Raw genomic sequence first — 14,925 nt, forward strand, 5'->3', positions numbered from 1 at the left:
CAGATTTTACACCGGGAGCTGACGTGGCTTCTAGTGATTTTTCCAGAATTGATACCTTGCGTATCAAAGCAAATTAGAGAATAGGTGAACAAATGGGTCACGCTGAAAGCAAATTCCAAGCTGCAAACATTGCCGTTCTTACGGTATCTGACACTCGTACTGAAGAAAACGATACTTCGGGTGGCTATTTAGTTGAGCATGCGAAAGAAGCGGGTCATAACGTAGTAGACAAGCAGATCGTGATTGATGATATGTACAAGATCCGTGCGATTGTTTCTCAGTGGATTGCGGACGAAAACGTACAAGCAATCATGATCACTGGCGGTACGGGTTTTACTTCACGTGACAGCACGCCAGAAGCTCTTAAGCCTCTATTCGACAAAGAAGTGGAAGGTTTTGGTGAACTATTCCGTATGGTTTCTTTTGAGGAGATCGGTACTTCAACGATTCAATCTCGCGCGATTGCCGGTTTTGCTAACCACACGGTTATCTTTGCTATGCCTGGTTCTACAGGTGCATGCCGCACAGGTTGGACGAAAATCATCAAGCAGCAGTTGGATGCAAGCCACCGCCCTTGTAACTTTATGCCACATCTATCTGTATAACCTTTCCTAAAAGCGAAGGAAAAACAATGACCCAATTTACACATATCAATGCGTCTGGCGAAGCAAACATGGTCGACGTATCTGCCAAAGCGGAAACCGTTCGTGAAGCACGTGCCGAAGCATTTGTACACATGGCGCCAGCAACACTGCAACTGATCGTATCTGGTCAACACCACAAAGGTGATGTGTTTGCGACTGCTCGTATCGCGGGTATCCAAGCGGCGAAGAAAACATGGGATTTGATCCCACTTTGCCACCCACTATTGCTTTCTAAAGTTGAAGTACAATTGGAAGCGATCAAAGCGGAAAACAAAATACGTATCGAGTCTGTGTGTAAACTGGCAGGCAAAACCGGAGTTGAGATGGAAGCGCTAACGGCTGCTTCTGTGGCGGCGCTAACGATTTACGATATGTGTAAAGCCGTGCAAAAAGACATGGTTATTGGTCAAGTTCGTCTGCTTGAGAAGACAGGCGGTAAATCGGGTCACTTCAAGGCGGAATAATGATTAAAGTACTTTTCTTTGCCCAAACACGTGAGCTTGTTGGTATTGATGGTCTTGAGCTAGAAGGTCAGTTCAACAGTGTTGAAGCGATTCGTGCTCATCTTGTAGAGAATGGCGCGGCTAAAGAAGGCAAGTGGGACTTAGCGCTTGAGCCAGGCAAGTTACTGGCTGCGGTAAATCAATCTATCGTTCCGCTAGACACTGAAGTGAAAGCGGGTGATGAAGTCGCATTTTTTCCGCCAGTAACGGGAGGCTAAAATGGATCCTCGCGTATCTGTGCAGGCAGAAGATTTCTCTGTTGATCAAGAATACCTACGTCTATCAGAAGGGACGGCTTCGGGGGCAGTGGTGACTTTTATCGGTAAAGTTCGTGACATGAACCTTGGCGATAATGTGATTGGACTGCATCTGGAACATTATCCTGGAATGACAGAGAAAAGCCTGATTGATATCTGCAATGAAGCAGAATCTCGTTGGCCATTACTGGGTATTCGTGTGATTCACCGTGTAGGCGATCTCGATACTGGCGATCAAATTGTTTTCGTTGGTGTCTCTAGTGCACACCGTGGTGCGGCATTTGATGCTTGTGAGTTCATCATGGACTTCCTAAAGACCAAGGCGCCATTCTGGAAAAAAGAACGCACGACCAGTGAAAATCGCTGGATTGAATCACGTGATACCGATCACCAAGCGGCACAGCGTTGGGAAAAGTAGGGCAGTTTTTTATTCTGCTAACCAATCTTCCAAAGCTAGGTGTTAATAGCGCCTGGCTTTTTTTAAGGGCAAAAAATGCCTGTATTTGTTCCATGATTCCCCTTCAAAATCAACATCTTTTCTTTGTTTCTCCTCTCGATGATCTTGTTCACAATAAAAAATATCTAACGGAATATATGCAAGCATTTATTAGATTCAATGTGTCATAAATGTTAACTTTTTTACATGTATCTAGCATAAGATGCTATTGACAGGTTTGAAGTTAGATTTATCGAAAGTTTCACCTGCCAAATAAGAGTTCGTATCCGTATTTCTCTATTTAATACTTTTATGGTGGTATTTATTACTAGTTTTGCGTGCTATTTACAAAATTATTGTTTTTTTTGCTGCCTCTTTGTGGCAAATTACTTCAATGGTTGCTAATGTGTGCTGCAGTCTTTGTAAGGCTTTAGAATTTTGTGCTCAAAAAGTGCACTAAAAACTTCTAAAATACTGACCGTACCAGTCCCTTGCAGAGAAGTCATGGATGCTAATGAAAAACTTGGAGTTTTACGCATGTACAAGAATAAAATCACCAAAGCCCTTCTTTTAGGCGCTGGTCTGGCAGTGGCTGCCTCTTCTACTACCGCTTTCGCTGCTGACGTTCCAGCAGGCACTAAACTAGCTGACAAACAAGAAATCGTTCGTGGTAACGGTACTGAAGTTGCAACAATTGACCCGCATAAATCTCAAGGTGTTCCAGAATCACATGTGATTCGTGATCTTCTTGAAGGCTTAGTGAACCAAAATGCAGACGGCGACACTATCCCTGGTGTAGCAGAGAGCTGGGAAACCTCAGACAACAAAACTTTCACTTTCCACCTACGTAAAGACGCTAAATGGTCTAACGGCGATCCTGTAACAGCACAAGACTTCGTATACAGCTGGCAGCGTGCCGTCGATCCTGCAACCGCTTCGCCATACTCTTGGTACATGGAATACACCAAGATGAAAAACGCGAAAGACATCGTTGCAGGTAAGAAAGACAAGAGCGAGCTAGGTGTTAAAGCGACTGACGACCACACATTAGTGGTTGAACTAGACACAGCGGTTCCTTACTTTGTAATGATGGCTGGTCACACAACAATGAAACCAGTACACAAAGCGACAGTTGAGAAGTTTGGTGATCAATGGACGAAACCAGAAAACTTTGTAGGTAACGGCGCTTATGTGGTAAACAACTGGGTTGTGAACGAGCGTCTAGAGCTTGTTCGTAACAACGAATACTGGGATAACGATAAGACAGTTATCAACAAAGTAACGTACCTTCCAATCGAGAACGGCGTTGCTGAAATGAACCGTTTCTTATCTGGTGAAATCGACTTCACGTCTAAACTGCCGACTGAGCACTTTAAGCGTCTGAAGAAAGAATACCCTGAGTCAGTATCGGTTGAAGGCAGCCTATGCACTTACTACTACTCATTCAACACTAATAAAGAGCCGTTCAACGACGTTCGCATTCGTAAAGCGATTTCTTACGCGATTGACCGTAACATCGTAGCAAATGCAATTCTTGGCCAAGGCCAAAAACCAGCTTACTTCCTAACGCCTGAAATCACAGCGCACTTTAACCCTGAGCTTCCAACTTACGGTAAGATGACGCAAAAAGAGCGTAACGAAGAGGCGGCACGCCTATTGGCAGAAGCAGGTTACGGTAAAGACAACCCGCTTAAGTTCTCTCTTCTATACAACACAGATGAGAACCACAAGAAACTAGCGGTAGCGCTGGGTTCTATGTGGAAGAAAACTCTAGGTCTAGACGTAACGCTAGAAAACCAAGAGTGGAAAACTTACCTATCTACTAAAGACCAAGGTGATTTCGAAGTCGCGCGTGCTGGTTGGTGTGGCGACTACAACGAAGCATCTTCATTCCTAACCCTTATGGTTAGCTCGAACACCACTGGTGGCCAGCACTGGGGTAACAAAGAGTACGATGCTCTGATCGACAAAGCGATCAAATCGACTTCAGAAGAAGAGCGTACCAAGATCTACCTAGAAGCTGAGCAACTGATGGCGAAAGATATGCCTATCGCGCCTATTTACCAGTATGTTCGTTCTCGTCTACTAAACCCGCACGTTGGTGGTTTCCCTGCTAACAACGCGGAAGAAAAGATCTACACCAAAGATCTTTACATCAAAGCAGACTAATTAAAGTCGCTTCAAGACTATAAGAATAAGGCCCACACGTCCCATTAAGGGACGTGCGGTGCCTATCATCAATTTTTTTTAACTGTCACAGACTGAAAGAGTGAGTTTATGCTTAAATTCATCGCAAAAAGGATATTTGAGGCGATCCCAACAATGTTGGTTTTGATCACCGTATCTTTCTTTCTTATGCGTTTCGCACCGGGTAACCCATTCTCGAGCGAGCGTCCATTACCGCCAGAAGTTATGGCCAACATTGAAGCTAAATACGGCCTAGATAAGCCAGTGTTTGAGCAGTACACCACGTACTTGACTAACGTTATCCAAGGTGACTTTGGTCCTTCATTTAAATACTTAGATTACACAGTAAACGAGCTAATCTCGGTAGCGCTACCCGTATCGGCGAAGGTGGGTTTCATTGCCTTTATCTTCACGGTAATTCTGGGGGTGACGATCGGGACTATAGCCGCGCTCAAACAAAACTCGTGGCTTGATTACACCATTATGTCGACGGCGATGCTCGGGGTCGTAATGCCATCGTTTGTGTTGGCACCAGCTTTGATTTACTTGTTCTCGCTCCACTGGAATTTATTCCCTGCGGGTGGTTGGCATGATGGCTCATGGCAATATTTGGTGCTTCCTGTGATTGCTATGTCACTGCTTTATGTCGCCACGTTTGCTCGTATCACTCGTGGTTCAATGATTGAGACATTGAACAGTAACTTTATCCGTACAGCTCGTGCGAAAGGTCTAAGTTACCGTTACATCATCCTGAAGCACGCATTAAAACCAGCTCTACTTCCAGTTGTGTCCTACATGGGACCAGCGTTTGTCGGCATTATTACCGGTTCGGTGGTTGTTGAGACCATCTTTGGTCTACCTGGCATCGGTAAGCTGTTCGTAAATGCAGCCTTTAACCGTGACTATTCGTTAGTAATGGGAGTCACCATCCTTATTGGTTTCCTATTCATTCTGTTCAATGCGATCGTTGATATTCTGCTAGCAATGATTGACCCGAAAATTCGCTACTAACAGGGAAGTATGGTTATGTTAACGAAAAAAGAGAATCTTCAAGCGGTCGAGCAATTTGCAGAAAGCCTAGAAGTTGAAGGTCGTAGCTTATGGCAAGATGCCCGCATCCGCTTTATGCGCAACAAAGCGGCAATGGTTAGCTTGTTTATCCTTACATTGATGACCCTTGCGGTTATCTTCTTGCCGATGATGGCTTCTTACGCATTTGATGATACCGATTGGTACGCGATGCACGTTGGTCCAAACGCGGATCACTGGTTTGGTACGGACAGTTTAGGTCGTGATCTTTACGTTCGTACGCTGATTGGCGGCCGTATCTCTCTGATGGTCGGTGTTTTGGGTGCATTGGTTGCGGTTGTGATTGGTACGCTTTACGGTGCAGCTTCTGGCTTCATTGGCGGTAAAGTTGACCGTATCATGATGCGTATTCTTGAAATCCTATACGCCGTTCCGTTCATGTTCCTGGTTATCGTGCTGGTAACATTCTTCGGCCGTAACATCGTTCTTATCTTCGTCGCTATCGGTGCTATCGCATGGCTAGATATGGCTCGTATCGTACGTGGTCAAACGCTAAGCCTACGTAGTAAAGAGTTTATTGAAGCGGCACACGTTTGTGGTGTGAGCAAGTGGAAGATCATCACTCGCCATATCGTGCCAAACGTACTGGGCATCGTAGCGGTTTACTCAACCCTACTTATCCCAAGCATGATTCTGACTGAATCATTCCTTTCATTCCTTGGTCTTGGTGTACAGGAACCAATGACAAGTTGGGGCGCACTTCTACAAGAAGGTTCGCAAACAATGGAAGTGGCAATCTGGCAGCTGGCTTTCCCAGCAGCATTCATGGTTGTGACTCTATTCTGCTTCAACTACGTTGGTGACGGTCTGCGCGATGCGCTGGATCCAAAAGACAGATAATTAAAAAATAGAAAGAATAAAGGAAGCAATGATGAGTTTATTAGATGTCAAAGATCTGCGCGTCGAATTTACCACGCAAGATGGTATCGTAACCGCAGTAAACGATTTGAACTTCGCTCTGAATCAAGGTGAGACACTAGGTATCGTAGGCGAGTCTGGTTCAGGTAAGTCACAAACTGTATTCGCGATCATGGGTCTACTGGCTAAGAACGGTATTATCTCTGGTAGCGCGAAATTTGAAGGTCGAGAAATCCTTAACCTTCCAGAAAAAGAGCTGAACAAGGTTCGTGCTGAACAGATCGCAATGATCTTCCAAGACCCGATGACGTCTCTTAACCCATACATGAAAGTCAGTGATCAGTTGATGGAAGTACTGATGCTGCACAAAGGTATGGGCAAAGCAGAAGCGTTCGAAGAGTCTGTTCGCATGCTTGAAGCGGTAAAAATCCCAGAAGCTCGTAAGCGTATCACCATGTACCCACACGAGTTCTCAGGCGGTATGCGTCAGCGTGTAATGATCGCAATGGCGCTGCTGTGTCGTCCAAAGCTGCTTATTGCGGATGAGCCAACGACGGCATTGGACGTAACGGTTCAAGCGCAGATCATGGACCTGCTGAACGAACTTAAATCTGAGTTCAACACGGCAATCATCATGATCACGCATGATCTTGGTGTCGTAGCGGGTTCTTGTGACAAAGTACTTGTCATGTACGCGGGTCGTACCATGGAGTACGGCACAGTGAACGAAATCTTCTACAACCCAAGTCACCCTTACGCGGAAGGTCTGTTGAAGGCTATCCCTCGTCTGGATACAGAAGGCGAGATTCTGCCAACGATTCCAGGCAATCCACCAAACTTGCTTCGCCTACCACCTGGCTGTCCTTACCAAGATCGCTGCCACCGTGTGATGGATCGTTGTAAACGTGAAGCACCAATTCTGACACCATTTGGTGATGGCCGTCAGCGTGCATGTTTTTCTGAATGGGAGGCTTGGAGCAAATGAGTACAGATAAAAAACTAATTCTGGATGTATCTGATCTGAAAGTTCACTTCAGTATTGCATCAAAATCCGCATGGCCGTGGTCAAAGCCTTCCAGCCTAAAAGCAGTTGATGGCGTAAACGTACGCCTGTACGAAGGTGAAACGCTGGGGGTAGTAGGTGAGTCTGGCTGTGGTAAGTCGACGTTCGCTCGTGCCATTATCGGTCTAGTTGAAGCGACGGATGGCCAAGTAGTTTGGATGGGACAAGATCTCACCAAGATGAAAGAAGTGCAACGCCGTGAAACGCGCAAAGAAATCCAAATGATTTTCCAAGATCCTTTGGCTTCTTTGAACCCGCGTATGACAGTGGGCGACATCATCGCAGAGCCACTAGAAACGTTCTTCCCAGAACTGACTAAGCAAGAAGTGAAAGACCGCGTTAAAGAGATGATGGCGAAGGTAGGTCTACTGCCAAACGTTATCAACCGCTACCCACACGAGTTCTCTGGTGGTCAGTGTCAACGTATTGGTATTGCACGTGCCCTGATTTTAAAGCCTAAGATGGTCATCTGTGACGAACCGGTATCAGCACTGGACGTATCGATTCAGGCTCAGGTTGTTAACCTTCTGAAAGAGCTGCAAAAAGAGTTGGGTCTTTCACTGGTATTTATCGCGCACGATTTGTCAGTCGTGAAACACATCTCTGACCGTGTACTGGTTATGTACCTAGGTAACGCGGTTGAACTGGGGGAAGCGGAAGCGCTGTTTGCGGATCCAAAGCACCCATACACACGTGCATTGATGTCTGCTGTTCCGATCCCAGATCCGGAAATTGAACGCAGCAAGAAGATTCAGATGTTAGAAGGTGATCTGCCTTCTCCAATCAGCCCACCATCGGGTTGTGTATTCCGTACTCGCTGTCCTCAAGCAACGGATGAGTGTGCAAAGACAAAACCAAATATCCAAGGTTCTGATATTCATGCAGTCTCTTGTTTGCACGTAGCGGTGTAATTAAATTCGGCCTGTGACGGGCTTAAGCGCGGCTCCTTTTATAGGGTTGCGCTTTTTTTATGCCTGCGATTTCTGTTTGCTTTGGTTCATTCAAAATTCTTGAACAAGATGGACTAAATGCTCGGATTCTAAGCTGTGCATGAATCTCTAATATACTTATATAGTTGAAAACAGAATATCAGGGGAGCAGCCATGGGTAAGTTAGTTGAAGGTGTTTGGCACGATGTATGGTACGAAACAAAATCAAACGGTGGTAAGTTCGTTCGTGAAAACGCAGGTTTTCGCAACTGGATAAAGAACAAACCCGATGCGACGTTCCAGCCTGAGTCGGGTCGCTACCATTTATATGTTTCACTCGCTTGTCCGTGGGCGCATCGCACACTGATCTTCCGTAAACTCAAAGGCCTAGAAAAACACATCGATGTTACCGTGGTATGCCCAGATATGCTAAGTGAAGGCTGGCAGATGTTACCAGAACCACTACTCGGCCACACCCGCATGCACCAAATCTACACTCAAGCCAAGTCCGATTACACAGGTCGCGTTACCGTTCCTGTTCTATGGGATAAGAAGACCAATACGATTGTGTCGAATGAGTCCTCAGAGATCATCCGCATGTTCAACTCTGAGTTTAACGACCTAACGGGCAATCATGACGATTACTACCCAGGGAAACTTCAGAGCGTGATAGATGAATGGAACGACTACATTTATCCGAACATCAATAATGGTGTGTACCGTTGTGGTTTTGCAACCACGCAAGATGCGTACGAGGAAGCGTTTGACTCTCTCTTTGCTGCGTTAGATAAAGTCGACGTACATTTGGCTACGCATCGCTACTTGGCAGGTAATCAAATCACTGAGGCAGATTGGCGTTTGTTTACGACGCTTGTGCGTTTTGATGCCGTGTACGTAGGCCATTTCAAGTGTAATAAACAGCGTATTGCCGATTACCCAAACATACAGGGCTATTTGAAAGAGTTGTACCAAGTAGAAGGGGTGGCAGAGACAACCGACTTCTATCATATAAAGCGTCATTATTACTTTAGCCACACTGGTATTAATCCAACTCAGATTGTGCCCAAAGGTCCAGATTTGGATTTAGAGTCGTCGCATGGTCGAGAATCTATCTAAGTTTGAAACCTCTGAGAAGCGCCAATTGATGTGGCGCTTTTCTTTTTTCTCAATATCTTCTCACCATCACAGCTTCTTCCTACCGATAACATAAACTAATGATATAACAACCGATCTTGAACTGAGGTGGGGTATGGATATCAATGAGTTCGTCAGTGGTGAGCACCTTATTTGGAATCTGCTCATTGCTTTGTTACTCGGTGCGATCGTAGGTACTCAGCGTGGTTGGGTGATGCGCAATAGTGTGGAAGGGAGCCGTGTTGCGGGGATTCGGACTTTTTCACTGGTAGGTTTACTTGGTGGATTGGTTGGGATACTCGCGGAGCGCTATTCTCCCTTATTGCTTGGGTTTGCTCTGATTGCGCTTGTGGTGCTGGCCTGTATTGCTTTTGTCATCCAACAGAAGAAGAGTGAAGACATCAGTATTACTGGTGTTGTAAGCCTTCTCATCACTTTTGTTTTAGGTAGCCTCGCTGTCTTCGGTGATATAGTACTTGCGGCAGCAGCAGCAGTGATCACCGCGATTGTGTTGGATAATAAAAAAGAACTTCACCAAGCCCTGCAGCGGTTGCAAGAGTATGAATTGGATGCCGCTTTGCGTTTGCTACTGATTTCAATTGTTCTACTGCCATTGCTTCCAAACCAAGCCTATGGCCCTTGGAAAGCCCTCAACCCCTATGAGATTTGGTGGATGGTGGTATTGATTGCCAGTATCTCTTTTGTCGGCTATTTCGCGATTAAAATTGGTGGTGCGAAGCGAGGTATTTTGTTTACCTCGGTTTTTGCAGGCTTGAGCTCTTCTACTGCGTTAACCCTGCAGTTTTCTCACCTCTCTCGTGAGCAAGCCAATATAAGCCCGCTATTGGCGAGTGGAATTTTACTTAGCTGTGGCACGATGTTTCCACGTTTACTAATTGTCTTATCGGTGATTAATCCTCAATTAGTGGCACTGCTTTGGCCGATTGTGATTGCGATGATGGTTGCACTGTACTTACCCGCATGGTGGATTTGGCGTAAGAGTGACGTCGAGAAAGTGGAACAGTCCAATAAGCAGACCAACCCATTAGCGCTCCAATCTGCGTTATTATTTGGTGTCGTACTCGCCGTGATCATGTTGCTCTCCCATGCGCTTTCAGGTTGGTTAGGTAACACGGGGGTATTAATTTTGGCCGCCTTGTCGGGGATCACTGATGTTGATGCCATCTCATTGGCGCTCGGGCGTCAAAGTACGCAGACGTTGAGTGTTACTACTGCCGCTCTGGGAATTTTGATTGCCGCTTCCGTTAATACCATTGTGAAGATGGGGATGGTGGTGGCGATTGGAGATAAAGCGTTGTGGTCTAAAGTTGCGCCTGTTATGACTGGGTGTGTGCTGTTAGGTGCCAGTTTGTTCTTTGCTTTTTACTGATTCGAAAATAAAAAAAACCCTCGCAATCGCAAGGGTTTTGAATTTATTGGGAAGCGAGGTTATTAGTTAACCACTTTCTCACGAGCTTGATCAGCTTGATCCGCCTGGATCGCAGTTAGAGCAACGGTGTACACGATATCGTCTACTAGTGCACCACGAGATAGGTCGTTTACAGGCTTACGCATGCCCTGAAGCATTGGACCGATAGATACTAGATCTGCAGAACGCTGTACCGCTTTGTAAGTCGTGTTACCCGTGTTTAGGTCTGGGAATACGAATACTGTCGCTTTACCTGCAACTGGAGAGTTTGGCGCTTTAGAAGCCGCAACGTTTTCCATGATAGCCGCATCGTACTGCAGAGGACCGTCGATGATGAGATCTGGACGTTTCTCTTGAGCAATCTTAGTGGCTTCACGTACTTTATCTACGTCTGCACCCTTACCAGATTCACCAGTAGAGTAAGAGATCATCGCTACACGTGGTTCAATACCGAATGCTGCAGCAGAATCTGCAGATTGGATAGCGATTTCAGCGAGCTGTTCTGCCGTTGGATCTGGGTTGATCGCACAGTCACCGTAAACCAGTACTTGGTCAGGTAATAGCATGAAGAATACAGATGATACGATAGACGCATCAGGTGCAGTCTTGATGATTTGGAACGGAGGAACGATGGTGTTTGCTGTTGTGTGAACCGCACCAGAAACGAGACCGTCAACTTCGTCGTTCTCAAGCATCATTGTGCCTAGGAATACTGAATCTTGTAGCTTCTCACGAGCAACAACTTCAGTCATGCCTTTCGCGCCACGTAGCTCAACTAGACGAGCAACGTAGTTTTCTCGAACTTCATCAGAGTTGATGATCGTTACACCAGCACCTAACTCAACGCCTTGTTGTGCTGCAACGCGACGGATTTCTTCAGGGTTACCTAGAAGCACACATTCCGCGATGCCACGCTCAGCACAGATAGCCGCCGCTTTCACTGTACGTGGCTCATCGCCTTCAGGAAGAACGATACGCTTAGCCGCTTTACGAGCAAACTCAGTTAGTTGGTAACGGAATGCTGGTGGGCTTAGACGACGAGATTTCTCAGTACCTTCTGTCATTGACTCGATCCAGTTACCGTCGATGTGACCCGCAACATGCTCGTTGATGAACTCGATACGCTCTTTATCGTCAGCTGGCACTTCTAGGCTGAAGCTTTGCAGGTTCAGAGAAGTCTGCCAAGTGTTTCCTTGCGCTTTGAAGATTGGTAAACCAGTATCAAATGCTGGCTTACATAGGCCTTCAATCTCTTTAGGGATATCGTAACCGCCAGTCAGAAGAACTGCGCCGATTTCAACACCGTTCATTGCCGCAAGTGCCGCTGCAACGATAACGTCTGGGCGATCTGCTGAAGTAACAAGTAGAGAACCTGGTTTGAAGTGCTCAATCATGTTTGGCAGAGAACGTGCACAGAACGTGATGCTCTTAATACGACGAGTCGCGATGTCACCTTCATTGATGATGGCAGCGTTTAGGTGCTGAGCCATGTCAACAGCACGAGTAGCGATTAGATCGATGCTCCATGGCACACAACCTAGTACACGAATTGGAGAAGTGTTGAAGATTTCCATCACTTTCATTTCGTTTTGCTTCGCGCTATCTGCATCATCAAAGATTTCAGATAGGTCAGGACGAGTACGACCAGCTTCATCAACAGGTGCGTTTAGCTTGTTGATGATAACGCCAGAGATGTTCTTGTTCTTAGTACCACCGAAGTTAGAACATGCTACTTCGATGCGTTCTTTAAGCTGGGCAGGGTTATCGGTGCCAGGCGTCGCAACAAGAACGATTTCCGCACCGAGTGTTGCTGCGATTTCTGCGTTCACTTGGTTAGCGAATGGGTGCTTACGAGTCGGTACTAGACCTTCGATAAGTGTTACGTCAGCATCTTTGTTGATTTGGTTGTAACGCTCAACAATAGTTTCTAGCAGTTCGTCCATGTTGTCGTTACCGATTAGGCTTTCAGCAACAGACATCGCTAATGGATGACCGATCTTCATATCGCTGTTGTAGCCAACGATAGTTGAAGTTAGATCAGGTTGATCACCGCCAGAACGTGGCTGTGCAATTGGTTTGTAGAAAGAAACCTTAACGCCTTTGCGCTCCATTGCGCGAAGAACACCCATGCTTACGCTAGTTAGACCAACACCAGCACTTGCAGGGATAAGCATAATAGTACGAGACATTCGTAGAGTACCTTTAGCTATTGGGGGATAAAAGCTCAATTCTTATTCCATGAGGTTCAGAGAATAGGAGTTGAGCCCTAATGAATTCTTTGGAAGAAAAACTGGCTAGCCGATCGGCTAGCCAGTTTAATCATTAAAGACCTGCTAGACGTGCAGTGTCTTCAGCGATAACTAGCTCTTCGTTAGTAGAGATAACCATTGCTGGGATACGGCTGTTTGCAGTAGTGATAGTACCTTCACCACCGAAACGCGCTTTAAGGTTAGCTTCACCATCAACTTCGATGCCGAAGATAGCTAGACGGTTAAGAACCATTTCACGGATAGGGCCAGAGTTCTCACCGATACCGCCAGTGAAAGTGATTGCGTCTAGACGACCTTCCATAGAAGCTGTGTAACCTGCTACGTATTTAGCTAGACGGTGACAGAACACATCCATTGCACGCGTTGCTTCTTCTTTCTCACCGTAGTGGTCTTCAACGAAACGACAGTCAGAAGTCACTTCAGTTAGACCAGCAAGACCAGACTCTTTAGTTAGCATGTTGTTGATTTGCTCAACAGAGTAACCTAGAGCGTCGTGCAGGTGGAAGATGATAGCAGGGTCGATATCGCCACAACGAGTACCCATTACTAGGCCTTCAAGAGGAGTTAGACCCATAGAAGTGTCTACAGATTTACCGTTCTTGATTGCACATACAGAAGCGCCATTACCTAGGTGACAGTTGATGATGTTTACTTCTTCAACAGGCTTGTCTAGTAGGTTAGCAACTTCACGAGTGATGAATAGGTGTGAAGTACCGTGCATGCCGTAGCGACGGATGCCGTGCTCTTTGTATAGGTTGTATGGAAGAGCGTATAGGTAAGACTCTTCTGGCATTGTTTGGTGGAATGCCGTGTCAAATACTGCAACGTTCTTAAGCTCTGGGAAGTTGTGCTTAGCAGCTTCGATACCGATTAGGTGAGCTGGGTTGTGAAGCGGTGCGAAAGTCGCAGCGTCTTTGATACCTTTAAGAACTTCATCACAGATAAGAGCTGATTGAGTGAAGTGCTCGCCACCGTGTACGATACGATGACCGATAGCGCCAAGGTTAGCTTTAAGCTCTGGCTTAGAAGCAAGAATAGTTTCAACCATGAACGCTAGAGCTTCTTCGTGAGCTGCGCCTGCGCCTAGTTGAGCTTCGTGCTTGCCATCCAATTTCCATTTGATGCGAGCTTCTGGAAGGTGAAGACACTCAGCAAGACCGGTTAGATGCTCTGCACCTGTTTCCGCATCAACAATAGCGAACTTAAGAGAAGAACTACCACAGTTTAAAACTAAAACTAGCTTAGACATGTATGACTACCTGTTATTCGTCTGATAAAAATCAGTTAAGGATGAAAATTAATCACAAGAATAGACGATAGCAGCGAGGCTGCGTACTATTCCTGGTCAAAAATTGTTCTAAATCCATATAAAGAAATAGTGATGAACCCATTCATCACTAAGCAGCGATCCGTGCAGATAGGTCATCTCGGAGTTGCTTAAATTGTAAATAACGGCAACAATGAGATTGAGGGTCTGCAAAGGATAGCGATAATGGGCAATGATAACAAAAATATTTTGAAAGAATATTAACTTTCATCAATTTTTTGCGCCTTCAGTTGATATGTTCAACTATTTTTTAGTGAGAGAGTGGTATGAGTAATAAAGTCGGATTGTTCCATAGCCTGAAAGATGGTCAAATTTACATGGAGATCTGGCCGGTTCGCAAAGAGCTGAACGCCATTTTTCCCGAACAACGCATTATCAAGGCTACGCGTTTTGGTATTAAGGTGATGCCAGCGGTGGCGGCGATCAGCGTACTTACTCAAATGGCTTTTAATAATTACGATGCGCTACCTCAAGCCATTGTGGTTGCACTGTTTGCGGTCAGTATGCCGCTACAAGGTATGTGGTGGTTAGGAAGCCGTTCTAATACCAAGCTTCCACCAACATTAGCGTCTTGGTATCGTGAGTTGCATCAGAAGATCGTTGAAACTGGCTTCGCACTGGAGCCTGCAAAAGCGAAACCTAGATATAAAGAACTGGCTGTGATTTTGAACCGCGCGTTCCGTCAGTTAGACAAAAGCGCATTGGAGCGTTGGCTCTAATTCGTCAATTTTTAAATGTAACCCTTGTGAGAATGGAGTGAGTGTTAAGCCACTCCATTTTTTATCAAGCTATTTGGCTT

Annotated in this window: 14 protein-coding genes; 12 read left to right on the forward strand and 2 right to left on the reverse strand. The window is 45.8% G+C overall.

Annotation, left to right across the window (positions count from 1 at the left end; translation table 11 throughout):
• Positions 1–92 precede the first annotated feature (92 nt).
• From moaB to AK965_RS10200, 11 genes are all read left to right on the forward strand, one after another.
• Positions 93–605, forward strand: coding sequence for a molybdenum cofactor biosynthesis protein B (gene moaB, locus AK965_RS10150; RefSeq protein ID WP_099079500.1), 513 nt, complete (start codon positions 93–95; stop codon positions 603–605).
• A 26-nt stretch (positions 606–631) separates the two neighbouring features.
• Positions 632–1,108, forward strand: a complete 477-nt coding sequence (gene moaC / locus AK965_RS10155) for a cyclic pyranopterin monophosphate synthase MoaC (RefSeq protein WP_099079501.1) — start codon at positions 632–634, stop codon at positions 1,106–1,108.
• Positions 1,108–1,365, forward strand: coding sequence for a molybdopterin synthase sulfur carrier subunit (gene moaD / locus AK965_RS10160; RefSeq protein ID WP_099079502.1), 258 nt, complete (start codon positions 1,108–1,110; stop codon positions 1,363–1,365). The genes moaC and moaD overlap by 1 nt, the downstream gene beginning before the upstream one ends.
• A gap of 1 nt (position 1,366) precedes the next feature.
• Entirely contained in the window at positions 1,367–1,822 is a 456-nt protein-coding gene (gene moaE / locus AK965_RS10165; RefSeq protein WP_099079503.1) for a molybdopterin synthase catalytic subunit MoaE, read from the forward strand.
• A gap of 555 nt (positions 1,823–2,377) precedes the next feature.
• A complete protein-coding gene (locus AK965_RS10170) occupies positions 2,378–4,009 on the forward strand; it encodes an ABC transporter substrate-binding protein (protein ID WP_099079504.1) in 1,632 nt (543 codons plus the stop codon).
• Positions 4,010–4,117: 108 nt separating this feature from the next.
• The gene (oppB, locus tag AK965_RS10175; protein ID WP_010449365.1) at positions 4,118–5,038 is read left to right on the forward strand and encodes an oligopeptide ABC transporter permease OppB; all 921 of its coding nucleotides are present in this window, start codon (positions 4,118–4,120) and stop codon (positions 5,036–5,038) included.
• Positions 5,039–5,053: 15 nt separating this feature from the next.
• Positions 5,054–5,956, forward strand: a complete 903-nt coding sequence (gene oppC / locus AK965_RS10180) for an oligopeptide ABC transporter permease OppC (RefSeq protein ID WP_099079505.1) — start codon at positions 5,054–5,056, stop codon at positions 5,954–5,956.
• Positions 5,957–5,987: 31 nt separating this feature from the next.
• Positions 5,988–6,959 carry an ABC transporter ATP-binding protein gene (locus AK965_RS10185; protein WP_172438122.1) on the forward strand — a complete coding sequence of 324 codons (972 nt, stop codon included), beginning with the start codon at positions 5,988–5,990 and terminating at the stop codon, positions 6,957–6,959.
• Positions 6,956–7,948: a murein tripeptide/oligopeptide ABC transporter ATP binding protein OppF gene (gene oppF, locus AK965_RS10190; protein ID WP_301182227.1), complete on the forward strand. Its 993-nt coding sequence runs from the start codon at positions 6,956–6,958 to the stop codon at positions 7,946–7,948. The genes AK965_RS10185 and oppF overlap by 4 nt, the downstream gene beginning before the upstream one ends.
• A gap of 192 nt (positions 7,949–8,140) precedes the next feature.
• On the forward strand, positions 8,141–9,082 hold the full coding sequence (locus AK965_RS10195; protein WP_099079508.1) for a glutathione S-transferase family protein: 942 nt from the start codon (positions 8,141–8,143) through the stop codon (positions 9,080–9,082).
• Between the two features lie 133 nt (positions 9,083–9,215).
• Entirely contained in the window at positions 9,216–10,490 is a 1,275-nt protein-coding gene (locus tag AK965_RS10200; RefSeq protein ID WP_099079509.1) for a DUF4010 domain-containing protein, read from the forward strand.
• 62 nt (positions 10,491–10,552) lie between these two features.
• Here the strand turns inward: AK965_RS10200 and pta are convergent, their stop codons facing one another.
• Complete coding sequence (gene pta / locus AK965_RS10205; protein ID WP_099079510.1) at positions 10,553–12,718, reverse strand: phosphate acetyltransferase; 2,166 nt, start codon at positions 12,716–12,718, stop codon at positions 10,553–10,555.
• 133 nt (positions 12,719–12,851) lie between these two features.
• A complete protein-coding gene (locus tag AK965_RS10210) occupies positions 12,852–14,048 on the reverse strand; it encodes an acetate kinase (protein WP_099079511.1) in 1,197 nt (398 codons plus the stop codon).
• Positions 14,049–14,392: 344 nt separating this feature from the next.
• Here AK965_RS10210 and yfbV point away from each other — a divergent pair, with 344 nt between their 5' ends.
• The gene (gene yfbV, locus AK965_RS10215; RefSeq protein WP_099079512.1) at positions 14,393–14,845 is read left to right on the forward strand and encodes a terminus macrodomain insulation protein YfbV; all 453 of its coding nucleotides are present in this window, start codon (positions 14,393–14,395) and stop codon (positions 14,843–14,845) included.
• Positions 14,846–14,925 lie beyond the last annotated feature (80 nt).

The sequence above is a fragment of the Vibrio sp. PID17_43 genome, assembly GCF_002608565.1.
GTDB lineage: Bacteria > Pseudomonadota > Gammaproteobacteria > Enterobacterales > Vibrionaceae > Vibrio.

Coding starts and splice junctions, on each gene's coding strand:
- AK965_RS10170 (WP_099079504.1), top strand. CDS start 2,378: ATGTACAAGAATAAAATCACCAAAGCCCTTCTTTTAGGCGCTGGTCTG.
- oppC (WP_099079505.1), top strand. CDS start 5,054: ATGTTAACGAAAAAAGAGAATCTTCAAGCGGTCGAGCAATTTGCAGAA.
- AK965_RS10195 (WP_099079508.1), top strand. CDS start 8,141: ATGGGTAAGTTAGTTGAAGGTGTTTGGCACGATGTATGGTACGAAACA.
- oppB (WP_010449365.1), top strand. CDS start 4,118: ATGCTTAAATTCATCGCAAAAAGGATATTTGAGGCGATCCCAACAATG.
- moaE (WP_099079503.1), top strand. CDS start 1,367: ATGGATCCTCGCGTATCTGTGCAGGCAGAAGATTTCTCTGTTGATCAA.
- oppF (WP_301182227.1), top strand. CDS start 6,956: ATGAGTACAGATAAAAAACTAATTCTGGATGTATCTGATCTGAAAGTT.
- pta (WP_099079510.1), bottom strand. CDS start 12,718: ATGTCTCGTACTATTATGCTTATCCCTGCAAGTGCTGGTGTTGGTCTA.
- moaB (WP_099079500.1), top strand. CDS start 93: ATGGGTCACGCTGAAAGCAAATTCCAAGCTGCAAACATTGCCGTTCTT.
- yfbV (WP_099079512.1), top strand. CDS start 14,393: ATGAGTAATAAAGTCGGATTGTTCCATAGCCTGAAAGATGGTCAAATT.
- moaC (WP_099079501.1), top strand. CDS start 632: ATGACCCAATTTACACATATCAATGCGTCTGGCGAAGCAAACATGGTC.
- AK965_RS10185 (WP_172438122.1), top strand. CDS start 5,988: ATGAGTTTATTAGATGTCAAAGATCTGCGCGTCGAATTTACCACGCAA.
- AK965_RS10200 (WP_099079509.1), top strand. CDS start 9,216: ATGGATATCAATGAGTTCGTCAGTGGTGAGCACCTTATTTGGAATCTG.
- moaD (WP_099079502.1), top strand. CDS start 1,108: ATGATTAAAGTACTTTTCTTTGCCCAAACACGTGAGCTTGTTGGTATT.
- AK965_RS10210 (WP_099079511.1), bottom strand. CDS start 14,048: ATGTCTAAGCTAGTTTTAGTTTTAAACTGTGGTAGTTCTTCTCTTAAG.